At 65.6% G+C, this 22,578-nt stretch carries 21 protein-coding genes and 1 tRNA gene; 14 read left to right on the top strand and 8 right to left on the bottom strand.

The features are described 5' to 3' along the window. Positions 1 to 40: 40 nt before the first annotated feature. Complete coding sequence (locus RXV95_RS02960; protein WP_338467538.1) at positions 41 to 1,750, bottom strand: class I adenylate-forming enzyme family protein; 1,710 nt, start codon at positions 1,748 to 1,750, stop codon at positions 41 to 43. A gap of 140 nt (positions 1,751 to 1,890) precedes the next feature. Here RXV95_RS02960 and lgt point away from each other — a divergent pair, with 140 nt between their 5' ends. The 6 genes from lgt (at position 1,891) to RXV95_RS02930 (ending at position 7,609) form a co-directional block, all read left to right on the top strand. Next, positions 1,891 to 2,808, top strand: coding sequence for a prolipoprotein diacylglyceryl transferase (gene lgt, locus RXV95_RS02955; RefSeq protein WP_338468617.1), 918 nt, complete (start codon positions 1,891 to 1,893; stop codon positions 2,806 to 2,808). Between the two features lie 22 nt (positions 2,809 to 2,830). Further along, on the top strand, positions 2,831 to 3,913 hold the full coding sequence (locus RXV95_RS02950) for an SAM-dependent methyltransferase (protein WP_338467537.1): 1,083 nt from the start codon (positions 2,831 to 2,833) through the stop codon (positions 3,911 to 3,913). 316 nt (positions 3,914 to 4,229) lie between these two features. Continuing rightward, on the top strand, positions 4,230 to 4,811 hold the full coding sequence (gene petA / locus RXV95_RS02945) for a ubiquinol-cytochrome c reductase iron-sulfur subunit (protein ID WP_338467536.1): 582 nt from the start codon (positions 4,230 to 4,232) through the stop codon (positions 4,809 to 4,811). 11 nt (positions 4,812 to 4,822) lie between these two features. Continuing rightward, positions 4,823 to 6,109: a cytochrome b/b6 gene (locus RXV95_RS02940; RefSeq protein WP_338467535.1), complete on the top strand. Its 1,287-nt coding sequence runs from the start codon at positions 4,823 to 4,825 to the stop codon at positions 6,107 to 6,109. Positions 6,110 to 6,138: 29 nt separating this feature from the next. Beyond that, a complete protein-coding gene (locus RXV95_RS02935) occupies positions 6,139 to 6,987 on the top strand; it encodes a cytochrome c1 (RefSeq protein WP_338467534.1) in 849 nt (282 codons plus the stop codon). A gap of 85 nt (positions 6,988 to 7,072) precedes the next feature. Then, on the top strand, positions 7,073 to 7,609 hold the full coding sequence (locus RXV95_RS02930) for an adenine phosphoribosyltransferase (protein WP_338467533.1): 537 nt from the start codon (positions 7,073 to 7,075) through the stop codon (positions 7,607 to 7,609). A gap of 34 nt (positions 7,610 to 7,643) precedes the next feature. Here RXV95_RS02930 and RXV95_RS02925 read toward each other — a convergent pair whose 3' ends face one another. Beyond that, a complete protein-coding gene (locus RXV95_RS02925) occupies positions 7,644 to 7,850 on the bottom strand; it encodes a hypothetical protein (RefSeq protein ID WP_338467532.1) in 207 nt (68 codons plus the stop codon). A gap of 188 nt (positions 7,851 to 8,038) precedes the next feature. Then, positions 8,039 to 10,156: an acetate--CoA ligase family protein gene (locus RXV95_RS02920; RefSeq protein ID WP_338467531.1), complete on the bottom strand. Its 2,118-nt coding sequence runs from the start codon at positions 10,154 to 10,156 to the stop codon at positions 8,039 to 8,041. Between the two features lie 125 nt (positions 10,157 to 10,281). On the opposite strand from RXV95_RS02920, the gene RXV95_RS02915 reads away from it, so the two are divergent. The 3 genes from RXV95_RS02915 to RXV95_RS02905 all read left to right on the top strand — a co-directional run bounded on the left by RXV95_RS02915 (position 10,282) and on the right by RXV95_RS02905 (position 11,738). Then, positions 10,282 to 10,995: a glutathione binding-like protein gene (locus RXV95_RS02915; RefSeq protein ID WP_338467530.1), complete on the top strand. Its 714-nt coding sequence runs from the start codon at positions 10,282 to 10,284 to the stop codon at positions 10,993 to 10,995. Continuing rightward, positions 10,992 to 11,615: a 2-hydroxychromene-2-carboxylate isomerase gene (locus RXV95_RS02910; protein ID WP_338467529.1), complete on the top strand. Its 624-nt coding sequence runs from the start codon at positions 10,992 to 10,994 to the stop codon at positions 11,613 to 11,615. Before RXV95_RS02915 ends, RXV95_RS02910 begins: the two co-directional genes overlap by 4 nt. A 49-nt stretch (positions 11,616 to 11,664) precedes the next feature. Then, positions 11,665 to 11,738 (top strand) — tRNA-Gly (locus RXV95_RS02905). Between the two features lie 49 nt (positions 11,739 to 11,787). On the opposite strand, the gene ubiM is transcribed toward RXV95_RS02905, so the two are convergent. Next, the gene (gene ubiM / locus RXV95_RS02900) at positions 11,788 to 12,957 is read right to left on the bottom strand and encodes a 5-demethoxyubiquinol-8 5-hydroxylase UbiM (protein WP_338467528.1); all 1,170 of its coding nucleotides are present in this window, start codon (positions 12,955 to 12,957) and stop codon (positions 11,788 to 11,790) included. A gap of 183 nt (positions 12,958 to 13,140) precedes the next feature. Continuing rightward, positions 13,141 to 13,953 carry a bifunctional DNA-formamidopyrimidine glycosylase/DNA-(apurinic or apyrimidinic site) lyase gene (gene mutM, locus RXV95_RS02895; RefSeq protein ID WP_338467527.1) on the bottom strand — a complete coding sequence of 271 codons (813 nt, stop codon included), beginning with the start codon at positions 13,951 to 13,953 and terminating at the stop codon, positions 13,141 to 13,143. Between the two features lie 60 nt (positions 13,954 to 14,013). Here mutM and RXV95_RS02890 point away from each other — a divergent pair, with 60 nt between their 5' ends. Genes RXV95_RS02890 through RXV95_RS02880 form a run of 3 tightly spaced genes read left to right on the top strand, consistent with a single transcriptional unit; the run spans position 14,014 to position 17,436 of the window. Further along, positions 14,014 to 14,766: a class I SAM-dependent methyltransferase gene (locus tag RXV95_RS02890; RefSeq protein ID WP_338467526.1), complete on the top strand. Its 753-nt coding sequence runs from the start codon at positions 14,014 to 14,016 to the stop codon at positions 14,764 to 14,766. Between the two features lie 16 nt (positions 14,767 to 14,782). Beyond that, positions 14,783 to 16,336 (top strand): 2-polyprenylphenol 6-hydroxylase, encoded by a 1,554-nt coding sequence (gene ubiB, locus RXV95_RS02885; RefSeq protein WP_338467525.1) that lies wholly within the window; start codon positions 14,783 to 14,785, stop codon positions 16,334 to 16,336. Then, complete coding sequence (locus RXV95_RS02880) at positions 16,333 to 17,436, top strand: acyltransferase (protein WP_338467524.1); 1,104 nt, start codon at positions 16,333 to 16,335, stop codon at positions 17,434 to 17,436. The genes ubiB and RXV95_RS02880 overlap by 4 nt, the downstream gene beginning before the upstream one ends. Before the next feature lie 29 nt (positions 17,437 to 17,465). Here RXV95_RS02880 and RXV95_RS02875 read toward each other — a convergent pair whose 3' ends face one another. Next, positions 17,466 to 17,879 carry a hypothetical protein gene (locus RXV95_RS02875; RefSeq protein ID WP_338467523.1) on the bottom strand — a complete coding sequence of 138 codons (414 nt, stop codon included), beginning with the start codon at positions 17,877 to 17,879 and terminating at the stop codon, positions 17,466 to 17,468. A 78-nt stretch (positions 17,880 to 17,957) separates the two neighbouring features. Here RXV95_RS02875 and RXV95_RS02870 point away from each other — a divergent pair, with 78 nt between their 5' ends. Continuing rightward, positions 17,958 to 19,628, top strand: coding sequence for a bifunctional phosphopantothenoylcysteine decarboxylase/phosphopantothenate synthase (locus tag RXV95_RS02870; RefSeq protein WP_338467522.1), 1,671 nt, complete (start codon positions 17,958 to 17,960; stop codon positions 19,626 to 19,628). A gap of 47 nt (positions 19,629 to 19,675) precedes the next feature. Then, complete coding sequence (gene dut / locus RXV95_RS02865) at positions 19,676 to 20,149, top strand: dUTP diphosphatase (RefSeq protein WP_338467521.1); 474 nt, start codon at positions 19,676 to 19,678, stop codon at positions 20,147 to 20,149. 228 nt (positions 20,150 to 20,377) lie between these two features. On the opposite strand, the gene RXV95_RS02860 is transcribed toward dut, so the two are convergent. Both RXV95_RS02860 and trpS read right to left on the bottom strand, forming a co-directional pair. Next, positions 20,378 to 21,049 carry a DUF4136 domain-containing protein gene (locus RXV95_RS02860; RefSeq protein ID WP_338467520.1) on the bottom strand — a complete coding sequence of 224 codons (672 nt, stop codon included), beginning with the start codon at positions 21,047 to 21,049 and terminating at the stop codon, positions 20,378 to 20,380. Between the two features lie 283 nt (positions 21,050 to 21,332). Beyond that, entirely contained in the window at positions 21,333 to 22,388 is a 1,056-nt protein-coding gene (trpS, locus tag RXV95_RS02855) for a tryptophan--tRNA ligase (protein WP_338467519.1), read from the bottom strand. Positions 22,389 to 22,578 lie beyond the last annotated feature (190 nt).

The following is a 22,578-nucleotide window of genomic DNA, read 5'->3' as shown; positions in this document are numbered from 1 at the left end:
GCCGCGTCCACCCGCGCGCGAATCCGGCCACGACTTGCGCCTAGCCGCGCTTCTGTTCCCACTCCTGCGTGTACTTCTGGCGCAAGGCCCGCTTGTCCACCTTTTCGGTGCCGAGGCGCGGCAGGGGTTCCGTCACTTGCCAGAACTTTGCCGGAATCTTGAACGGCGCGATGTGCTGCCCCAGAAATTCGGCAAGCGCTTCGGGCGTCAGCGTGTGGCCCGGCTTGGCGAGATAGACCGCCGCCGGCACTTCGCCAAAGCGGTCGTCGGGCAGGCCGAACACGCTCGCCTCGGCGATATCGGGATGCGCATAGATCGCGCTTTCCACTTCCACGGTGGCGATGTTTTCACCGCCGCGAATGATGATGTCCTTCTTGCGGTCGACGATGAACAGATAGCCGTCCTCGTCCAGATAACCCAGGTCGCCCGTGCGGAAATACCCGTCGGGCATGATTGCCGCCTTCGTTGCCTCGGGGTTGTCCCAATAGCCCAGGAAATTGCAGACCGACCGGATGGAAACTTCGCCCATCGCCTTTGGCGGAAGCGCGTTTCCGTCATCGTCGAGGATCGCAAGGTCCACCAGCGGCAGCGAGGCGGGGCCGGTCGAATTCGGCTTGGCCATGTAGTTTTCGTTGAAGTTGCCGCAGCCCACGCCGTTCGTCTCGGTCAGGCCATAGCCGATGATCGGGAAGCCCTGCGGCAGGGCATCGCGAATCTGCTCCACGTGCTCCACCGGTCGCGGCGCGCCGCCGGCGGCAAAGGTCACGCAGCTTGAAAGGTCGTATTTGCCGCGGTTGGGATGGGTGGCGATCTCATAGCTCATCAGCGGAACGCCGACGAAATAGGTCGCCTTCTCGCGCTCTATCAGCTGCATCGCCTTTTCCGCGTCCCACTTGGGCATGAGCACAAGCCGACGCCCCAGGGCATAGCTTTGCAGCAGGATCGGCACTTCGCCCGTCACGTGGAACAGCGGCACGTTGACCAGCGTAACCGGCTGCTGGTCCGCGGCTGGCGCTTCACCGCGACCGGTCAGCACGCCCAGCATCAGCACGCTTTGCGCCAGGTAGTTGAAGGTTCCCTGCACCACCCCGCGATGATCGGAATAGGCGCCCTTCGACGGGCCGGTGGAGCCGGACGTGTAGAGCACGGTCGCCAGGTCGTCTCCGGTCAGTTCGGGCAGCGGCGTTTCCGCCCCGCCGCCCTTGGCGACAAAGGTGGCCAACCCTTCGGCAGGCGGGCAATCGTGCTGCATCAGCATGATGTCGGCACTGTGCGCGGTGCCTTCCAGACGCTTCGCGCGCTGATCGTCGGCGATCACGAAACGGCAACCGACCAGGTCGATCCCGTGGACGAGTTCCTCACCCTGCCACCAGCCGTTCAGCAGCGTGGCACAGCCGCCTGCCATCAGCACGGCCATATAGGCGACCACCCAGTTGGCCGAATTGCGCGCGGCGATGCCCACGCGATCGCCCTTTTGCAGCTTGTGCCCTTCAACCAGCCCGCCCGCGGCGGTCCGCGCCGCGTCGTAAACGTCGCGGAAGGTCAGGCGCAGGTCGCCATCGACGATAAAGACCTTGTCCGCCTGCAATTCTGTGAACTGCTCGAAGTAATGCGCCAGCGAAGGCGGCGCGGCGGCGATCATCGGCAGTTCGCGGCCGAAGCGCTCGATCGGCGTGGTGTGGAACATTCCACCCGGCGCGAACAGCGCCTGCTGGACCTTGGCGATTTCCGTATCGAGCTGACTTGGCATGACGGTTCGTATCTCTCCCAGATAATTCAACAGGTCGCCCGATAGGCATTTGCGCCAATGGTGGCCTATGCTTAAAGCGCCCGCAAGCCAGAGGGTCGCCGGGGGACCTGCCGGCGCTCATTTAAGGAGTACGGGTCTTGCTGTCACTATTGGCCGCTGCTGCAGCAGCCACCGCGCACGTTCCGCTGCGCTGGTCCGACCTGCACCTATCCCCGATCGCGCTCGATCTGGGGTTCTTCCAGCTCAAGTGGTATTCGCTGGCCTACCTGGCCGGGATCATCCTGGGATACTGGCACCTTTCGCGCATGATCCGCCAGCCCGGCGCACCGATGGCCCAGCGCCACGCGGACGACCTGTTCTTCTATGCAACGCTGGGGATCATCCTTGGTGGCCGGATTGGCTATGCGCTGTTCTACACCGGCGGAAACACCGGGCAGCCCAGCCTGTTCACCCATTTCACCCCCGGCGAGACGGTCAGCTGGGACCTGTTGCGCCTGTGGGACGGCGGGATGAGCTTCCACGGCGGGTTGATCGGCGTTCTGCTGGCCATCGCCTATGTCTCGTGGCGCGGCGGCCTCAATTTCCTTCGCGTTTCGGATTACCTTTCGGTCTGCGTGCCCTTCGGCCTGTTCTTCGGCCGCCTCGCCAATTTCGTGAACGGAGAGCTGTGGGGCCGCGTGGCCGGGCCGGACGTTCCCTGGGCTATGGTATTTCCGGGCGCGGGGCCGTTGCCGCGCCATCCCAGCCAGCTTTACGAGGCCGGGCTTGAAGGCATTATCCTGGGCACGATCCTGCTGGTCCTGTTCTGGAAAACGCGCGCACGCTGGCGTCCGGGCCTGCTCGTCGGCACCTTCGCGCTCGGCTATGGCCTGTCGCGCTTCACGGTAGAATTCTTCCGCGAACCGGATGCCCAGCTTGAATCCTTCGCGCACCAGACCGGGCTTTCGATGGGCCAGTGGCTTTCGCTGCCGCTGGTCGCGGTCGGTCTGTTCTTCGTGGTGCGCGCCTTCATGAAACCGCGCCTCTCTTCGGCGACGCCTGCCGCCGCGGCGACGTGATGGCGGCATGGCTGGTAGCGGCATGGCTGATAGCGGCATGGACGTGACCGGACGGCAGGAACCGGGCGATTCGCTGGCGGACATCTTCACACGGCTGATCCGCAACACCGGCCCGATCAGCCTGGCGCACTACATGGCCGAATCGAACGCGCGCTATTACAACTCGCGCGATCCGCTGGGCACGGGCGGGGACTTCATCACCGCCCCCGAAATCAGTCAGATGTTCGGCGAACTGATCGGGCTGTGGCTGGCCGACATGTGGATCCGCGCCGGGCGCGATGAACGGGTCCATTACGTGGAGTTCGGGCCGGGGCGCGGCACGCTGGCGCGCGACGCGCTGACCGCCGCCAGGCGATACGGCCTGACGCCCGAAATCCATTTCGTGGAGACGAGCACCGCGCTGAAGGCGCACCAGCTTGAACTGCACGAACATGCGGTGTGGCATGCCGACTTCTCCACCGTGCCGTCGCGCGGGGTGCTGCTGGTCGTCGCCAACGAATTCCTCGACGCCTTGCCCGTTCGCCAGCTGGTGCGCACCGCGCAGGGCTGGCGCGAGCGGATGGTGGGCCTCGATGGCGACAGTCTCGTCGCGGTCGCGGGCGACAGGCCGATGGATGCCGCGGTTCCCGAAGCGCGCCGCGATGCGCCCGAGGGTTCGCTGATCGAAACCTGCCCGGCCGCCGCCGCGACGATATTCGAGGTCGCCGGGCGCATCGCCCAGCAGGGCGGCGCGGGCCTGTTCTTTGACTATGGCCATGCCGATCCCCGGTTGGGCAGCACGATGCAGGCGGTGCGCGCGCATCGCAAGGTCGGGCTGTTCGATGCGCCGGGCGAGGCCGACATCACCGCGCACGTGGACTTTTCCGCGCTTGCCCCAATCGTCGAGGCGCGCGGCGCCCGCTGGCTGGGCACGGTGGAACAGGGCCGCTGGCTACGCGCGCTGGGCATCGACGCGCGCGCAGAGGCGCTTGCATCGTTCGCGCCGCAGCACTCGCAAGCCATTCATGCGGCGAAAAACCGGCTGACGGACGAGGCGCAGATGGGCACGCTGTTCAAGGTGATGGGCCTTGCCGCGCCGGGATGGCCCGACGGCGCGGGATTCTGATCGCGGACCTGTGGCGCCGCCCGCGACAGGGCCGAATCGGTCCCACCGCCGTGCGCCGTTCCGGCTGGCCGTTCGCGAAGCCGCGCGTTTCCCCCATTCGCGGTGCTTGCGACCCAGTCTAAAATGCCTGTTGGCAAACCTGCATTTTTACGTCTATCAGGCCCGCAACGTGGGGGTCGGCACGCATCGGGATATCGCGCGTGCATAGCTCCCCGCAGGGCGGGGCAATCTTCGAAGGGGCAGTCCCGCCGACAAGAATGGCAAGTCTGTACGTGGGCGATTCCCGCCCGCGCGCAGCAGCAGGCAGGGAACTCCAATGGCTGACGAGGCAACCATCGAGACTCCGGGCGCAGTTACCGGGGATGCAGTTACCGGAGATGGCGTGCGGCGCCGCGATTTCATCAATGTTGCGGCGGTAAGCGCCGCCGGCGTGGGCGGGCTGGCCGTCCTTTACCCACTCATTTCGCAGATGGCGCCTTCGGCGGACGTCCTGGCGCAGAGCACGACCGAGGTCGACATCTCTCCGATCCAGGCGGGATCGGGCATCGTGGCGGTGTTCCGTTCGCAGCCGCTGTTCGTGCGCAAGCTTACGCCCAAGGAAATCAGCGAAGCGAACGCGGTGGACATTTCCACCCTGCGCGATCCGCAGACGCTGGAAGAGCGCACGCTGCCGGGCAAGACCGAATGGCTGATCACGATGGGCGTCTGCACCCACCTGGGCTGCGTTCCCCAGGGGATCACGCCCGAACAGAACCGCGGCGAATACGGTGGCTATTTCTGCCCGTGCCACGGTTCGCAATACGATACCGCCGCGCGCATCCGCAAGGGACCGGCTCCGAGGAACCTCGACGTGCCCGAATACGCGTTCAAGTCCGACACCGTCGTTAAGGTAGGCTGAGGTCAGAAATCATGAGCTTTCCCTGGGCGAACGAATACAAGCCGGCCCATCCGCTGATGCGGTGGCTTGACGAGAAGCTGCCGCTGCCGCGCTTCGTTTATAACGCGATCGGCGCGGGTTATCCCGTGCCGCGCAATCTCAGCTACTGGTACAACTTCGGCGTGCTTGCCGGGTTCTGCCTGGTAATCCAGATCGTTACCGGCGTTGTGCTGGCGATGCACTATGCCGCCGACAGCTCGGTCGCCTTCAACTCGACCGAGCACATCATGCGCGACGTCAACTGGGGCTGGATGCTGCGCTATATGCACGCGAACGGCGCCTCGGCGTTCTTCGTGGTGGTCTATGTCCACATCTTCCGCGGCTTCCTGTTCGGTTCGTACAAGGCCCCGCGCGAGATGATCTGGCTGCTGGGCGTGGTGATCTTCCTGCTGATGATGGCCACCGCCTTCATGGGCTATGTGCTTCCCTGGGGCCAGATGAGCTTCTGGGGGGCGCAGGTGATTACCGGCCTGTTCAGCGCCATCCCGTTGGTGGGCGATGCGCTGCACACCTGGCTGCTGGGCGGCTTCGCACCGGGCCAGGCCGCGCTCAACCGCTTCTTCTCGCTGCACTTCCTGCTGCCCTTCGTGATCCTGGGTGTCGTGATCCTGCACATCTGGGCGCTGCACATTCCGGGGTCGACCAACCCCACCGGCGTGGAAGTGAAGAACGAAAGCGACACAGTGCCGTTCCACCCGTATTATACGGCGAAGGACGGTTTCGGCCTGGGCGTGTTCCTGTTCTTCTACTGCGCGGTCGTGTTCTTCATGCCGAACATGCTGGGCCACCCGGACAACTATATCCCGGCCAACCCGATGCAGACCCCTGCGCACATCGTGCCCGAATGGTATTTCTGGCCGTTCTACGCGATCCTGCGCAGCTTCACTTCGGACTTCTTCTTCATCCCGGCGAAGCTGATGGGCGTGCTGGCGATGTTCGCGTCGATCCTGGTGTGGTTCTTCCTGCCCTGGCTGGATACCTCGCCGGTCCGCTCGACCAAGTATCGTCCGATGCTGCGCAAGTTCATCTGGTTCGGCCTGCTGCCCTGCGTGCTGATCCTGGGCTATTGCGGCGGCTCACCGGCGGAAGAGCCCTATGTCATGATCGCGCAGATCGCGACCGTGTACTACTTCCTGCACTTCCTGGTCATCCTGCCGGTCGTTTCCTCGATCGAACGGCCCGAGCCGCTGCCCTTCTCCATCACCGAATCGGTGCTGGGCAAGGACGAGAGCGCCGCGCTCTCCGGCGGCAACGCCTGAGCGTCTAACAAGAGGGAAAGAGAGAACCCATGGTCCGCATCCTTGGCCCCCTTGTCGGCCTCTTCTTCGCACTCGCCGCGCTATGGGCGTTTATCAACGGCGCCATCGCCGACGCACCGGTGCTGAGCAAGTACGGCAGCTTTACCGAGCCCAGCGCCGAGAAGCTGTTCGTGAAGCACCCGCACCCGCTACACCTGCAGAGCGACGGCCCGTTCGGCACGTTCAACAAGGAGCAGTTGCAGCGCGGTTTCGCCGTCTATGACGGCGTGTGCAAGACGTGCCACTCGCTCAGCCACGTCGCATTCCGCGACCTTGAGGAAATCGGCTATAACGAAGCCGAGGTGAAGGCGATCGCCAAGACCTATCAGGTCCCGCATTACGATCCGAAGACGGGCGAGGTCACCACCGTTGACGGTGTGCCGACCGATCACTTCCCGCCGGTCGTCTATGGCGGACAGGGCAGCCCGCCTGACCTGTCGCTGATCACCAAGGCCCGTCATGGCGGCGCATCCTATGTGCACGCGCTGCTGACCGGTTATGCCGATCAGGTCGGGTACAAGAACGACAAGGGCCAGGAACTTCTCAAGATGTTCCCGGATTCCAAGACGCCCGACGGCCTGCACTTCAACCCCTACTTCGCGAACCTGAACATCGCGATGCCCCCGCCGCTGGTGGACGATGCCGTTACCTATTCGGACGGCACCAAGGCGACGTTGGACCAGGAAGCGCAGGACGTTGCCGCGTTCCTGGTGTGGACCGCGGAACCCAAGCTGGTGAAGCGTCGCCAGGTCGGCTGGACGGTGCTGGGCTTCCTGCTCTTCGCCACCATCCTGGCCTATCTCGCCAAGCGCCAGATCTGGGCCGAAAAGGAGCATTGATCGCTCCGGTCCGAACGGGCACAAACGATCAAGGCCACCGGAAACGGTGGCCTTTTTCGTATCCGCAAACAGGAACGCTATCGCGATGACGCCTGACGAGCTGAAAGCCTTTGTCCGCACGGTGCCGGACTTTCCGGAGCCGGGCATCCTGTTTCGCGACGTGACCACGCTGATCAGCCATGGCGAGGGGCTTGCCGCCTGCATCGCCCACCTTGCCGATCGCGCCCGGGCGGCAAACGCGCAGCTTGTCGCGGGGATGGAAGCACGCGGATTCATCTTCGGTGCGGCCGTCGCCGCGAAGCTGGGCGTGGGATTCGTGCCCGTCCGCAAACCCGGCAAACTGCCGGTCGCAACCATTGGCGTGGACTATGCGCTCGAATACGGGCGCGACAGGCTTGAGGTCGATCCCGAGGCGATCCCGCCGGGCCACCGCGTTGTTATCGTGGACGACCTGATCGCCACCGGCGGCACCGCGCTGGCCGCAACCGAGCTGTTACGCCGGGCGGGCGCAAACGTGGATCACGCGCTGTTCGTTATTGACCTGCCGGACCTCCACGGTGCCGACCGCCTTCGCGGCGCGGGCGTTACCGTGGACGCGCTGATGGATTTCCCCGGCCACTAGAGCCGGGTGGGGACACGACCCCAGGGCAGCATGCCTAGCCGGTGCGGCGGGCATAGGCCGGCTGGTCCGGAACCCAGTCGTAGATCACCATTTCCACCGGAACGAAGACATGGTCGCCCTCGTGCCCCTTGGGCAGGCGGCAGACGTAGTATTGGCCGATCGAGCCGGTAGCCAGATCCTCTTCCGGATGCTGGAGGCAATCCTTCTCTGAATCGAGGTGAAAGTGCGGGTTTCTTGGCATGGCGAGCCTGCGCATTGGGAAGGGAAAGCCGTAGCGGCCAGCCACACTGGCCGGCCCGCGCCCGGCCCTCATGGCCTGGGCGGATCGACTTCCGGAGCCCACGCAACCGCGTTGGGCTTCACCCGACCAATGCCGAAACCCGCACTTCGTTCCGATGGCGCGGGCCTGTGCCCGTCGGGAGGCGGGCCTCAATCCACCAGCATCAGCGCATCGAGCGCGACCACGCCTTCACCCTCGGCATGCAGGATCACGGGGTTGAGGTCGATCTCGCGGATCGAGGGTTCGGCGCGCAGCACCTGCCCCAGCCGCACGATCAGCTTCGCCAGCGCCGCGACGTCCAGCGCGGGGGAGCCGCGATAGCCGGAAAGCAGCGCCGCGTTTTTCAGCTTCATCAGTTCGGCCACCACACCGGCTTCGGTCATGTCGGCGGGCAGCAGGCGCACGTCTTGCAGGATTTCAGCGGTAACGCCGCCAAACCCGGCCAGGATAACCGGACCCCATTCAGGATCGTTCTTCGCGCCGACGATCATTTCCATGCCGCGCTTGCCCATCGCTTCGATCAGCACGCCATCAAGCCGGATCGATTTCGAATAGGCCGCGACATTTTCGAAGATTTGCCTGAACGCCGTGCGAACCGCGTCTGCATCGGCAAGGTTCAGCAGCACGCCGCCTGCGTCGCTCTTGTGGCCCAGCGCGGCGGCCTGCGCCTTCATCGCGACCGGGTATCCTACCGCGTCGGCTGCGGCGGCAGCTTCGTCCGCGCTGGCCGCGAACTGCCCCTTCGGGAAAGCGATCCCTGCGGGCGCGAGCAATTCCTTCGCGCGATATTCGGGGATCACCCCGCTCACCACGTCCAGACCGGTGAGCTTCGTTGGTTCGAGCCCGTTGGCGTCCCTGTCGCGCGCAGACCATGCGCTGAGCCGCGCCACCGCGTGCAGCGCGCGTTCGGTGGTGGGGAACCACGGGATGCCCGCCCCGCGCAGCGCGGCGATGCGTTCGGCTGGAACTTCGGCGCCTTCGTCCAGCCCCGCGAAAACCAGCGGCTTGGACAGGCTCTTGCCTTCCACCGATGCGAGGATCGGCGGGAACTTGATCGCGCACGTGATCGGTTCGGCCTGGATGATCCCGGCAATCACCGTTCCCACCCTGTCGTCCGCCAGCAGCGCGTCCAGCGTGCGGGTGTAGATCGCCGGTTCCGACAATCCCTGCGCCGTGATGTCGAGCGGGTTGGAAACCGGCACGAACGGCGGCAGCGCGGCGCGCAGGTCTGGCGCATTATCGTCGTTCAGGTCGGCCAGCGGCAGGTCCAGCTCTTCCGCCAGGTCCAGCGTCAGCGCCTTGAACGCGCCCGATTCGCCCAGAACGGCGGTGCTGCCCGAAGGCAGCGCGGGAACGCGCGCGGCGATTTCCGCGATGTCGCCCAGTTCTTCCAGCGTCTCTGCAAAGATCACGCCCGCGCGGGAAACCATCGCGCGCATCAGCTTGTAATCGCCCGCCATCGCCCCGGTATGCGTCGCCGCCGATTCGCGCGCCGCGCTCGACTTGCCGGGATGGAGCAGCACAACCGGCTTGCCCGCCGCTGCGGCGCGGCGCGCGGCGGCCAGAAACGCCTGCGGCTTGCGAAACTGTTCGACCAGCATGGCGATAACGTGGGTATTGGGGTCATCGACCATCCAGTCGACGTAATCCTCGACCCCGCTCGCCGCTTCGTTGCCGGTGGACACGGTGTAGGAAACGCCCAGATCGCGCGCGAGCAGCATCGTCGCGAGAACGGCGGCCATCGCGCCCGATTGCGAGACAACCCCGATGCCGCGCCGCTCGCCCGGCGGCGTGCACATCGTTTCCACGAACGTCAGCGGCACACGGTCCACATAGTTGACCATGCCCAGGCAGTTCGGCCCTTCCACCACCATGCCCGCATCTGCCGCGATCCGCGCGATTTCGCGCTGTTCGGCCAGACCTTCATCGCCGCCTTCGGCAAATCCGGCGGAGAAGATCACCACCCCGCCCGCCTTGCGCGCGGCCAGCCCCTTCACCGCATCCAGCACGCCCGCGCGCGGGATCGCCAGTACGGCCACGTCCACCCCTTCGGGCAGCGCATCGACCGATGGCAGGCACTTGCGTCCGCCGATCTCGTCCCGCTTCGGGTTGATCGGATAGATCTCGCCCGAAAAGCCGTTCTTCTCAAGGTTGGAAAGCAGCGTCGCACCCAGCGCGCCGGGCTTGTCCGACGCGCCGACGACCGCGACCGAGCGCGGCGAAAGGAAACGGTTGAGCGCCGCGCGCGCGATGGGCTTGTCGGTCATGGCATCCTCCGAAATTTCGCTATGCCCTATAACAAAAATTGCCGCGCGGTAAAGGGGCAGGTCCAACGCCGGGCTTGCCCGCCGCGTGCGTTCCATGCACCACTGGGCGCGGGAGAAGACGCGCGATGATAGAGCTTTACACGGCACCCACGCCCAACGGCTGGAAAGTGTCGATCATGCTGGAAGAGTGCGGCCTGCCGTACCGGGTGCACTGGGTGGATATCGGCAAGGGGGAACAGTTCGCCCCCGAATTTCTGGCGATCAGCCCGAACAACCGCATCCCTGCCATCGTCGATACCGATCCGGCGGACGGCGCCCCGGCAGACGGTGGCACGGCGCTCTCCGTGTTCGAAACGGGCGCGATCCTTATCTACCTTGCGGAAAAGACCGGGCGCTTCCTGCCCGCCGACCTGCGCGGCCGGACCGAGACGCTGGAATGGCTGACGTGGCAGGTTGCCAACCTTGGTCCGATGCTGGGCCAGCACGGCCACTTCGCGCTCTATGCGCCGGATCGGCTGGCCTATCCCACCGACCGCTACCGGCGGGAAACACTGCGGCTTTATGGCGTGCTCGACAAGCGGCTGGAGGGCCGCACGTTCATCGCTGCCGGTGAATACACGATCGCCGACATGGCCTGCTTTCCGTGGATTCGCACATGGCGCGCGCAAGGCATCCCGCTGTCCGACTTTCCGCACCTCAAGGCATGGTACGAAACGCTGAAGCAGCGCCCCGCCCTGCGGCGGGGGATGGACGTGGGCGCGGACCGGATCAACCGCCGCCCGCAGGACGATGCCGAAGCGCGGCGCACGCTGTTCGGCATAAGGGAGGACACGAAATGAGCGTTCCGGTGGACTTCTTCTTCGACCTCTCCTCGCCCTGGACGTGCCTTGCCTTCAACAACATCCAGCCGATCCTTGTCGAAACCGGCGCGGCGGTGCGCTGGCGCCCGTTCCTGGTCGGCGGCGTGTTCAACGCGGTGAACCCGCGCGTTTACGAAATGCGCGCCGATCCCGAACAGAAAGCGATGAAGCGCAGTTTCGGCTGGCTGAAGGAATGGGCGCGGCTGGCGGGCGTGCCGATGAACTTCCCCTCACCGCATCATCCGGTAAAATCCGTTGCGGCGATGCGCTTCTGCTGCGCGCTGGAAGACCGGCAGGATGCGCTGTTCGCGTTCGCCAGCGCCGCTTTCGCCGCCTATTTCACCGATGCGCGCGATATTGACGATCCCGCCGTGCTGGCGGCTGTCGCCAACGGAGCCGGGCTGGACGGCGCGGCGCTGGCCGAAGCGGCGGGCAGCCAGCCGGTCAAAGACCGTCTGCGCGCCAATACCGACGAAGCGATTGCGCGCGGCGCATTCGGTTCGCCAACCATCTTCGTGGGCGCAGAGCACATGTATTTCGGCAACGACCAGCTCCCCCTCGTCCGGCAGCGGATCATCGAATTGTCGCAAAGCGCGTAAATCCGCGTTGACGAAGGCGCGATTGCCGTGGCAAGCGCGGCGCGAGCGGGCGGGTATAGCATAGTGGTAATGCTCTAGCCTTCCAAGCTAGCTAGGCGGGTTCGATTCCCGCTACCCGCTCCAACTTCCCGATCTTCCGCCGCAACTTGCCCGGCCATGCAGGCCGCAGGCTTCAGCGCCCCTGCGCGAGCAGTGCGGCCATGCCTTTTCGCACCGGCGGCAGGGCGCCGAGCCGCAGAACCGCGCGCCGCGCGACGCGCGCGGGAAGGCGGTCGTCGGTATAGAGGCCGACCAGCGCGCGCGTTGCGAGGTAGAGCGGCAACACGGCCGCGCGGTGGCGCACCGCCCAGCGGACCAGCAGGCGCGAATCGCCGATATCGCGCGCATCGCGCATCGCGTCGGCCAGCCGCACCGCGCCAAGCAGCCCGAAGTTGAAGCCGTGCGCGGTAACCGGGTGCATCCCCACCGCCGCATCGCCGATCAGCGCGGCGCGGCGGGCGGCGAAACGATGCGCCAGCGTGATGGCGAGAGGATAGACGTATGCGTCCGTCAGCGCCTCCATCGCGCCCCAGCGCTGCCTTGTTCGGCGCGTCAGTTCGGCGCCCAGTTCAGCGCGCGAAAGCGCCGCAATCGCCTTTGCGCGTTCGGGCGGAAGCGTCAGCACCGCACCCGATTCGTTCGGGCCGAGCGGCAGCATGGCAACCGTCTGGCCGCGATCAAACCATTCGGTGGCGAGCGAATCGTGCGGTTTTTCATGCCGCACGCGTGCGAGCAGCATGGATTTCCCCACCGGGATCACTTCGGCGCCGATGCCCAGCCGCTTGCGCGTTTCGGAAAAGCGCGAATCCGCCGCGACAAGGCAATCGGCAGCAAATTCGCGCCCGTCCGCCAAACGCACGCGCGCTTCATGGCGACTGGTCTCCACACGTTCCACCGTGGCTCCGGCAACCAGTTCGACATGGGGTGCATCGGCAATGGAGGCATGGAGCGCGCGGCGGATCACGTGGTTCGGCACCAGCGTGCCAAGCGGCGCATCGCCCTTGCCCGCCGGATCGATCGCCAGCGCGAACGGCGATCCACCGTCGAGCACGCGCGCTCCGGCAAGCGGCCATGCCTCGCCCGCCTCGATCGCGGGCCACACGCCCATTTCGCGCAGCAGGTTCACCGATTTGCCGGTCAGCGCGATTTCCCGCCCGTCTGCCGCAGGTTCGGCAATGGCGCCCAACCCCTGCCGCTCGATCAGCGTCACGTGAATGCCGCTGCCCGCCAGTCGCCGCGCGAAAGCCAGCCCCGCCGGACCGGCGCCGATAACGATCACGCTTTGCGCTGGCTTGCTGCCCATGACGCACATCTCCATCCTGCCATGCGGATACCCTTGCGCCTTGGGCCGGATGGAACATTGCGCACGGTCAAATGCCCACCCCCACGCCCTCTCGCATGCGGGAGTGGAGCGAAACTTGCCAAGCCGCAGGCCTTGTTAGTCGCAGCGGGGTGAGCCATCGCGAGACGTCCGGCCGGCTGCCGATCACCTCTGGCACTTGCGGCAGAAGAAGGTGGAGCGGCCGCCCTGCACCACGCGCTCTACGGTGCCGCCGCAGGGGCATGGCTCACCCTCGCGCCCATAGACGCGCCAGTCCTTCGCGAAATAGCCAAGCTCGCCATCGGGCCGGGCATAGTCGCGCAGCGTCGATCCGCCTGCCGCGATCGCTTCTGCCAGAACGTCCTTGATCGCGGGCACCAATCGCGCCAGCGCCTGCCGAGAGACGCGCCCTGCCGCCTTCGCGGGGGCGATGCGCGCGCGGTTAAGCCCTTCGCAGACATAGATGTTGCCCAGCCCGGCAACGATCCGCTGGTCCAGCAGCATCAGCTTGATCGCCGCGCTGCGCCCGGAAAGAGCGTGCGCCAGCGCGGCGGCGTTGAACGCCTCGCCCAGCGGTTCCGGCCCCAGCGCGGCGAACGGCCCCCAGGTGTCGAGTTCGGCGGTATCGACCAGATCGACCGAACCGAAGCGCCGCGCGTCGTTCAACGCCAGCACGTGCCCCGCATCGGTTTCCAGCACGAGGTGGTCGTGCTTGCCGGTTTCCCCCGGATCGATCCGCCAGCGCCCGCTCATCCCCAGATGGAACACCATCGTCCGGTCGCGATCGGTGTGGACCAGCCCGTATTTCGCGCGGCGGCCAAGCCCCGTCACGCGCGCGCCGGTAAGCGCCTGGGCAAGATCGGGCGGGAAGGCGCGGCGCAAGTCCGGCCGGTTCACCGCGACGCGCGTGATGCGCGCGTCCTGAAGCACGCCGGCAAGGCCGCGCACGGTGGTTTCTACTTCGGGAAGTTCGGGCATTTCGGGCGAAGCCTTATCACCCTTTGCCGTATCGGCAATTCCTGACTAAAGCGCTTGGCCATGAGCAGCCCCGGCACGAACGACGCAGACACGGTTTCCTTCGGCTACGAGGAAGTCTCGCCTGACGAAAAGACCAGGCGCGTGGGCGCGGTGTTTTCGGGCGTCGCGAAGAAATACGACATCATGAACGATGCCATGTCGGGCGGTATGCACCGTTTATGGAAAGACCGCTTCGTGCGCCGCGTGAAGCCGCGCGAGGGCGAAGATATCCTCGACATGGCGGGCGGCACCGGCGACATCGCCTTCCGCATGGCCGAACGCGGCGCGCGCATCACCGTGTCGGACATCAACCAGGACATGCTGGACGTGGGGCTTGAACGCGCGGGCAAGCGCGGGATCGACGGGCTGGTATGGTCATGCCAGAACGCGGAAGAGCTTTCGTTCCCCGACAAGACCTTCGATGCCTATACCATCGCCTTCGGCATCCGCAACGTGACGCGAATCGACCGTGCGCTGGCCGAAGCCCATCGCGTGCTGAAGCGCGGCGGGCGGTTCTTCTGTCTGGAATTCTCCACCACAGAATGGCCGGGCTTCGCCGAAGTCTATGATGCCTATTCGCACAAACTGGTGCCCAAGATCGGAGAGGCCATCGCCGGGGACGCGGATTCCTATCGCTACCTGATCGAATCGATCCGCCGCTTCCCCAAGATGAAGGACTTCGAAGCGATGATCCGCGCGGCGGGATTCCGTCATACCAGGGTGGAGCCGATCATGGGCGGGCTGGTCGCGATCCATTCCGGCTGGAAGGTCTGACAGGAAGCCTGGCGCCTTGGCTAGACCCGCAACCCACATCCGCCGCCTTCTCGGCTGGGGTCGCGTTCTGGCGCGGCACGGCGCGCTGCGCCCGCTTGAGCAGAGCCCGAATACCCCGCCGCAGGTTCGCCGCCTGTGCCGGATCGCGCGGTTCGGCACGATCCAGCCGAAAGACCCGGACTATGCCGGCGCCTTCCGCGCAATCGGCCCCGCCGCGATCAAGCTGGGGCAGACGCTGGCGACCCGGCCCGACATCGTGGGAGAGGACGCGGTCCACAACCTGCTGACCTTGCAGGACCAGTTGCCCCCCGTTTCGTTCGACGCGATCCGGCACGAAATCGAATCGACCTTCGGCAAGCCGGTCGATGCGCTGTTTTCCGAAATCGATCCCGAACCGGTCGGCGCCGCGTCCATCGCGCAGGTCCACCGCGCGGTCACGACCGACGGGCGCAAGGTGGCGGTAAAGGTGCTGCGCCCCGGCATCCGCGAGAAATTCGCGCGCGATATCGACACCTACGAATGGGCCGCCGCGCACCTTGAGGCCTTCGGCGGGGAAGCCTCACGGCTGCGCCCGCGCCTGACCATCGCCAATTTCAAACGCTGGACCCTGCGCGAACTGGACCTGCGGCGCGAAGCCGCTTCGGCATCGGAACTGTCGGAAGGGATGAGCGCCTTCGAAGGCTATCGCATCCCCTCTATCGACTGGGACCGCACCAACGGCAAGGTGATGACGCTCGACTGGATCGACGGCATCAAGATCAGCAAGACGGACGAGATCGTGGCCGCCGGGCACGATCGCAAGGAACTGGCCAGCCGGCTGGTGCTCGCCTTCCTGACGCAGGCGATCAGCGGCGGCTATTTCCATGCCGACATGCACCAGGGCAACCTGTTCGTGGAACCTGACGGCACGATTGCCGCGATCGACTTTGGCATCATGGGGCGGATTGACCGGCGCGCGCGCCAGTGGCTCGCCGAAATCCTTTATGGGCTGACCACGGGCAACTATCGCCGCGTGGCGGAAATCCATTTCGAGGCGCAATACGTGCCCAGCTATCATTCGGTCGACGAATTCGCGACCGCCCTGCGCGCGGTGGGAGAGCCGATGCGCGGCAAGCCGGTAAGCGAACTGTCGGTCGGCCAGATGCTTGACGGGCTGTTCGCCATCACCCGCGATTTCGACATGCAGACCCAGCCGCACCTGCTGCTGCTGCAAAAGACGATGGTGATGGTCGAAGGCATCGCCACGCAGCTCGATCCCGAAATCAACATGTGGGATACCGCCGCGCCCTTCGTGCGGAACTGGATTCGCGACGAACTTGGCCCCGAAGCGGCGATTGCGCAGCGGATCAAGGACGATACCGAAACGCTGATGCGCCTGCCCGCGCTGGTGCGCCGGGTGGAAGAGATGTTCCCGGCCAAGGGCGGCGCGCCCGAACCGCCGCCGCTGCCGAAGATCGAGCTGATGTGGGAAGGCGGCAAGGGCATCGGCGCGCCGATGGGCTACGTTTTCGCCGCGCTGGCCGGGGCCGCGGTGGTGGTCTTCAGCGTGCTGGCGGGCCTCTTCGGGTGACACCGCCGCGCGTCCTGCGGCTTGAAAAGCGGCATTTCGACACGCTTGACCTTACACGCATGCTGGCGGCGGTGGCGGTGCTGTTCTGGCATTACCAGCACTTCTTCGTGCCCGACATCGTGCCCTACGGTTTCCAGGTGAACCGCGCCGGGGTTGAGCCGCTGCACCGCCCCTTCGCGCTGCTTTACGACCACGGCCATGTCGCCGTGCAGTATTTCTGGGCGGTATCGGGATTCGTCTTCGCGCACGTCTATCTTGCCGATCCGCACAGCCGGTCGCGGTTCTGGCCCGCGCGCATCGCCCGGCTCTGGCCGCTGCACCTGCTGACGCTGTGCATCGTCGCGCTGTTCCAGGCAGGCTATCTGGTGCGCAACGGCCATTATTTCATCTATGCGTGGAACGATGCGCGGCACTTCGTGCTGAACCTGTTCCTGGCGCAATACTGGGGATTCCAGCAGAACCAGTCGTTCAACGGGCCGGCATGGTCGCTTTCGACCGAGATCGTCGCCTATGCCGCGTTCTGGCTGTTGCTGCCGGTGCTGCGGCGCGCGCCCGGCACGGTTGCAGGGTTGCTGGCGGCGACCACGATGACGCTGGTGCTGGCCGGCGCCCCGAACGAGACGGTGCTGTCATGCATCGCCTATTTCTTTGGCGGCGCCGGGGTTTATGCGCTTGCGCTGAAAGATATCGCCACACCGGCGCGGCTGGTTGCGGCCGCCCCCGGTCTGGCGCTGGCCGCGTGGGCGGCATGGACTTTCTGGCGATCGGAAGAACTGGCGACCGGCGCGGCGACATTCGCGGTTCTGGCGCTGGCCGTGGCGGTGGACCTTGCCGACACGCGCCGCGTGATGCGCTTTGGCAAGCGGCTGGGCGATGCGTCCTATGGCATCTACCTGTGGCACTTTCCGCTGCAACTGCTGCTGGTGCTGGCGATTCCCGGCGTCCAGGCGGCGGCGGGGCGGACCGGCTTCCTGGTGTTCTTCATCGCGTGCAGCATCATGGCGGGCTTTGCCAGCCACGCCCTGTTCGAACGGCCGGCGCAGCGCGCGGTGCTGCGCCTGTTCGACCGCCTTCGCCAAAGGCGCGCCGCCGCGGCCTGACCTGCGGCCGCGCGCCGGGCGCCCCCGATTCAGCCGTTGTTGATCTCGTCTATCACTTCGTGGACCGTGTGGTGCGGCAGCATCCGCCATGCGGCCAGCATCAGCACCACGTGCCCCGCCTCGATCAGCATCGGCGCGGAAAAGCCCGGATAGGGACCGCTTATGAGAAGGTCTATCACGCGGCCCGTGAACGACGCGCCGAACAGCAGCGCGGGCACCAGCAGCAGGTCCGCATTGCGGCGCCATGCGCCCCACATCATGCAGAACGCGGCGATTGCGAAGAACGATGTGAAGTCCGCCCGAATCGTTGACGTGCCCAGCGCGCCGAGCGCCCCCACGCCCAGTTGTGCGCCCCCCGATTGCGGATCGAACAGGAAAGTTGCCGCAATCATCAGGTCGAACAGCCCGGCCAGAAAGACCAGTGCGGTAAGAATCAGGCGCATAAGGTATTGCTCCCCCTCGGAGTTTTGGTTGCAGGGGCCGTTTCGGCCCGGCTTCGGCAAAGGATTGCTAACCAAAGCATGGCAATGCACAAGGCCGAAACGATGAGGGACAAACGTATCCTGTTGATCGTGGGCGGCGGAATTGCCGCCTACAAGAGCTGCGAGCTCATCCGCCTGATCCGGAAAGCAGGCGGCGATGTGACGTGCGTGCTGACCGCGGGCGGCCAGCATTTCGTAACGCCGATGACGCTGGCCGCGCTTTCCGGCAATCCCGTCCACACCACGCTGTGGGACCTCAAGGACGAGGTCGAGATGGGCCATATAGAGCTGTCGCGCAAAGCCGACATGGTTGTCGTCTGCCCGGCGACCGCCGATCTCATGGCCAAGATGGCGGGCGGGATAGCGGACGATCTTGCCACCACCCTGCTGCTGGCCACCGACAAGCCGGTGCTGGCCATTCCGGCCATGAACGTGCGGATGTGGCTGCACCCGGCAACGCAGCGCAATGTCGAACAGTTGCGCGCGGACGGCATCGGCGTGCTCGACCCGGACGAAGGGCCGATGGCCTGCGGCGAATACGGGCCGGGCCGCCTGCCCGAACCATCCGCGATCCTGGCGGCGATCAGCCAGTTCGTGGAAGAGGGGCTGGCCGCGCTGCCGCCGCCTCTCAACGTGGTCGATCCGCTCACGCCGTTCGGCGGAGAGGGCGATCCGGACGGCGGCGACGGCGCCAGCGGGCGCTTTGGCGGCCTGCTTTCGATGATCATTCCGCGCCGCACGCCGCGCGCGGACGAGGAAGGCGGCGCTGTCTGGGAAGAGGTGGATGCAGACCCGGTGGAACTGCCCGTGCCGGCCACCGATCCGCAACCGGCCGCCGATGCCGACGCCAGCGGGCCGATCCTTGCCAGGAAGGGCAAGGCCAAGTCCGCCCCGCCGACCGATCGCCACGCGATCAACCACCTCGTTTCCGGGGACGAGGGCGCGGCGCCGCAGCCGTTCGAGGGCGAGGACGGCACCGGTGCACCGGCGGGATACGATGCGCCGCCGGAATACGCGCCCCTGCCCAAAGGCCCAGGCCCGCTGACGGGCCGGCATGTGCTGGTGACCGCCGGACCGACCTTCGAAGCGATTGACCCTGTGCGCTATATCGCCAACCGGTCGAGCGGGAAGCAGGGCTATGCGATTGCTGCCGCCGCGGCGCGCCTTGGGGCGCGCGTTACGCTGGTTTCCGGCCCCGTCGCGCTGCGCACGCCGCCGGGGGTGGACCGAATCGACATAGAGAGTGCGCGCGAAATGGCAGAGGCCGTGAAGGCCGCCCTGCCCGCCGACATCGGCATCTTCGTGGCGGCCGTGGCCGACTGGCGCAGCAAGGAGATGTCGGGAGAGAAGATCAAGAAGCGTGGGTCAGCCCCTCCGGTGCTGATGCTGGAGGAGAATCCCGACATTCTCGCCACGGTCGGCACCGGGCGGCAGCGGCCCAGGCTGCTGGTGGGTTTCGCAGCCGAAACCGACAACGTCATCAAGTACGCACAGTCCAAGCTGCGCAGCAAGGGGGCCGACTGGATCGTTGCCAACGACGTGTCGGGCGGCAAGGACAAGAGCGTGATGGGCGGCGACGTGAACGCCGTTCACATCGTTACCGAGGAAGGCGTGGAAGACCTGCCCGAAATGCCCAAGGACGAAGTGGCGATGGCTCTGGTCGAACGTATCGCGAAAGCTATCGGGCCGCTTGAAACGCCTAAGAAGTAAGGGCACAGGCATGGGCCGGTCCGCAGCCCTTGCCGAAAGCCAGATCAATGCACCATGCCCAGCCCGTTCCCGTCCCGGTCAAGCGCCTTTCCGGCAATGACGACCTGCCGTTGCCCGCCTATGCCACCGATGGCGCGGCGGGGATGGACGTGGTCTCCGCCGAAGACGTGACGCTTGCGCCGGGCGCGCGCCACCCGGTAGCCACCGGCCTTGCGCTTGCCATCCCGCCGGGTTTCGAAGTGCAGGTGCGCCCCCGTTCGGGCCTTGCGCTGAAGCACGGGATCACCGTGCCGAACACGCCGGGGACGATCGATTCGGACTATCGCGGCGAGTTGAAGGTGATCCTTATCAACCACGGCGCCGACGCGTTCGATATCCGGCGCGGCGATCGCATCGCGCAGATCGTGCTGGCGCCGGTAACGCGCGCGGCGTGGCTGGAAGTGGACGACCTGGACGAAACCGAGCGCGGCGAAGGCGGCTTCGGTTCGACCGGCGGCTTCGTCGCCCCGTTCAGCGACTGAGCCCCGGTCAGCGACTCGGCCCCGTACAGCAACTCAACAAGCCCCGCATGGGCTGAAACCCTGCCTAGTGGATTGATTTTGACATTTGCTTCCCCCCAGCCGGATAGCGAGGTTGCAAATGTCAAAATCGAAAAATCCACTAGAATCATAATGTTGCTAGTGGTCCGAAAAGATTCTGACATTTGTCGCCACCCGGCCGGCAGGGATACAAATGTCAGAATCGGACCACTAGTTGCCCTTCTTTTCAGGCGCGACGGTTATCCGCACCGTCTTGCCGGAATTGCCGGGGAAGCCGGTGAACATCGCATCGACAAGGTTGGGCACCAGATAGGTCAGGTCGTTCGAGCGCGAGGCCGCTTCGGCATTGCCTTCGAACACGCGCTTGCCATCGGTGCGGCGGTCGATCTTGAGATCGATCTTGCTGGTATAGACGGTGATCACGTCAACGTCGTTGAAACCCGAACCCCAGAACCAGGGATCGTACCAGCCATATCCCCACGCGCCGTGGCGATAGAATCCGGGGCTGCCCCAATAGCCATAGGGACGGTACCACGGGCTCCAGAACGGATCGTATCCCGGCCCGGTGGTGCGGACCCGGTCGCGCCCGTTGTCCACGCCATATCCGAAATGAACGATAAGGTCGGCGGTTTCAGGCGTACCCTGGACATAGCCGAGCTTGGTCATCTCTTCCGACACGTCGTTCGCATACTGCGCGAACTCAAGCCCGCCGCGATTCGCCAGGTCTTCCGGGACAACGGCGAATGTCTGGCCCGCCGGGGCAGGCAGTTCGTGCTGGAAGCGTTGCACCTGCGCGTTGAAGTTCTGCGCGCAGCCGCCCAGCCCTGCAATCAGAAGCGGTGCGGCGGCGAGTCCGATCAGGCGGGTACGAAAACTGGTCATGCGAGGGCAACTCCGTAGCTGCGTGCCGGCAACCGGAGCGGCCGGGCACACATCTGTTCTATCTTGCCCGCAGTCTGGACGGAAGGTGCTGAATGCGCGTTGAATGGTTTTACGACATTGTCGCAACCTCAATGGGTTAGGGCCTGTGGCGATTCAAGTTCACGCGCAGCCGGGAATGGTGCTCTTGCGAGACCCGAAGCGCAGCATACTTTCGAGTACGTGAGCATCGGAAACTCGCAAAAGTGCCGTTCGCAGGCCCGCCTGGATGGAATTCCCCCGGCGCCTAACCGCGCACCAGCCCCAATGCCCGATATGTCGCATCCAGCGTTGGCCCGGCCATTTCGCGCGCCCTTGCCGCGCCGCGTGCCAGGATCGCGTCCAGCGCCTCGCGATCGGCGCGCAACTCGCGGAATCGCGTGGCGATCGGGTCCAGCGTTTCGACCAGCAGCTCGCCCAGCGCGGGCTTGAACGCGCCAAAGCCCTGCCCGCCGAACTGGCCCAGCACTTCCTCCACCGTAACGCCCGCCATCGCCGCATAGATGCCGACAAGGTTCGCCGCCTCGGCCCGGCCTTCCAGCCCCGCCTTCTCGGACGGCAACGGCTCGGGATCGGTCCTGGCCTTGCGGATCTTCTGCATGATCGCATCGGCATCGTCGGCAAGGTTGATCCGGCTCGCTTCCGAAGGATCGGACTTGCTCATCTTGGCCGAACCGTCGCGCAGGCTCATGATCCGGGCGGCTTCAGGCGGGATGATCGGGTCGGGCAGGGTGAAGACCGGCGCATCTTCCGCGCAGAAATCGTTGTTGAACTTCTGCGCGATGTCGCGCGCCAGTTCCAGGTGTTGCTTCTGGTCCTCGCCCACGGGCACGTGGGTCGCCTGGTAAAGCAGCACGTCCGCCGCCTGAAGCACCGGATAGGTGAACAGCGCGACAGACTGGCCCTCTCGGTTCTTGCCCGCCTTGTCCTTCCACTGCGTCATGCGGTTCAGCCAGCCCATCCGCGCGGTGCCGCCCAGCAGCCATTGCAGTTCGGCATGGGCGGGAACCTGCGCCTGGTTGAACAGGATCGACCGGGCGGGATCGATCCCGCAGGCGACCAGTGCCGCCGTCATCTCAAGCGTTCCGGCGGAAAGGTCAGCCGGGACGTGCGGCATGGAGATGGCGTGCAGATCGGCAAGGAAGAACAGGCATTGGTTCTTTTCCGCGCTACCGCCTGCGGCTGCTTGAGCGCGATTGGCCTCCTCCATCTCGTCCTGCATCCGCACCCAGTTGCGGATGGCGCCAAGATAGTTGCCAAGGTGGAGGTTGCCCGTGGGCTGGATACCGGAAACGACGCGCATGGCGTGGTCCTTCATCTAATCTGGAATGGAAACGTGCAAAGGTTCGCGCCGGCCCGTGCAGGCGGCGCGCAAGGTCAAATGGCGGGCCTGTGCCATCGCCAGGCCGCCCGGCCGCGCAAAACGTGCTTCACGCACGCCTTCCGGCTCTGACGGTTAGTGCCTTGTTCCATAGCGAAGCGCGCATACCACA

The sequence above is a fragment of the Novosphingobium sp. ZN18A2 genome (assembly GCF_036784765.1).
Classification (GTDB): Bacteria; Pseudomonadota; Alphaproteobacteria; order Sphingomonadales; family Sphingomonadaceae; genus Novosphingobium.
This window is presented reverse-complemented; position numbering and strand designations above follow the sequence as displayed.

Bases quoted from the DNA above. Each gene is read 5' to 3' on its own strand.
- ubiM (WP_338467528.1), bottom strand. From the start codon at position 12,957: ATGGGCAGCAAGCCAGCGCAAAGCGTGATCGTTATCGGCGCCGGTCCG.
- RXV95_RS02910 (WP_338467529.1), top strand. From the start codon at position 10,992: ATGAGCGTTCCGGTGGACTTCTTCTTCGACCTCTCCTCGCCCTGGACG.
- RXV95_RS02915 (WP_338467530.1), top strand. From the start codon at position 10,282: ATGATAGAGCTTTACACGGCACCCACGCCCAACGGCTGGAAAGTGTCG.
- RXV95_RS02875 (WP_338467523.1), bottom strand. From the start codon at position 17,879: ATGCGCCTGATTCTTACCGCACTGGTCTTTCTGGCCGGGCTGTTCGAC.
- RXV95_RS02940 (WP_338467535.1), top strand. From the start codon at position 4,823: ATGAGCTTTCCCTGGGCGAACGAATACAAGCCGGCCCATCCGCTGATG.
- petA (WP_338467536.1), top strand. From the start codon at position 4,230: ATGGCTGACGAGGCAACCATCGAGACTCCGGGCGCAGTTACCGGGGAT.
- RXV95_RS02860 (WP_338467520.1), bottom strand. From the start codon at position 21,049: ATGACCAGTTTTCGTACCCGCCTGATCGGACTCGCCGCCGCACCGCTT.
- mutM (WP_338467527.1), bottom strand. From the start codon at position 13,953: ATGCCCGAACTTCCCGAAGTAGAAACCACCGTGCGCGGCCTTGCCGGC.
- RXV95_RS02935 (WP_338467534.1), top strand. From the start codon at position 6,139: ATGGTCCGCATCCTTGGCCCCCTTGTCGGCCTCTTCTTCGCACTCGCC.
- dut (WP_338467521.1), top strand. From the start codon at position 19,676: ATGCACCATGCCCAGCCCGTTCCCGTCCCGGTCAAGCGCCTTTCCGGC.
- RXV95_RS02930 (WP_338467533.1), top strand. From the start codon at position 7,073: ATGACGCCTGACGAGCTGAAAGCCTTTGTCCGCACGGTGCCGGACTTT.
- RXV95_RS02925 (WP_338467532.1), bottom strand. From the start codon at position 7,850: ATGCCAAGAAACCCGCACTTTCACCTCGATTCAGAGAAGGATTGCCTC.
- RXV95_RS02890 (WP_338467526.1), top strand. From the start codon at position 14,014: ATGAGCAGCCCCGGCACGAACGACGCAGACACGGTTTCCTTCGGCTAC.
- RXV95_RS02960 (WP_338467538.1), bottom strand. From the start codon at position 1,750: ATGCCAAGTCAGCTCGATACGGAAATCGCCAAGGTCCAGCAGGCGCTG.
- RXV95_RS02870 (WP_338467522.1), top strand. From the start codon at position 17,958: ATGGCAATGCACAAGGCCGAAACGATGAGGGACAAACGTATCCTGTTG.
- trpS (WP_338467519.1), bottom strand. From the start codon at position 22,388: ATGCGCGTCGTTTCCGGTATCCAGCCCACGGGCAACCTCCACCTTGGC.
- RXV95_RS02920 (WP_338467531.1), bottom strand. From the start codon at position 10,156: ATGACCGACAAGCCCATCGCGCGCGCGGCGCTCAACCGTTTCCTTTCG.
- RXV95_RS02950 (WP_338467537.1), top strand. From the start codon at position 2,831: ATGGCTGATAGCGGCATGGACGTGACCGGACGGCAGGAACCGGGCGAT.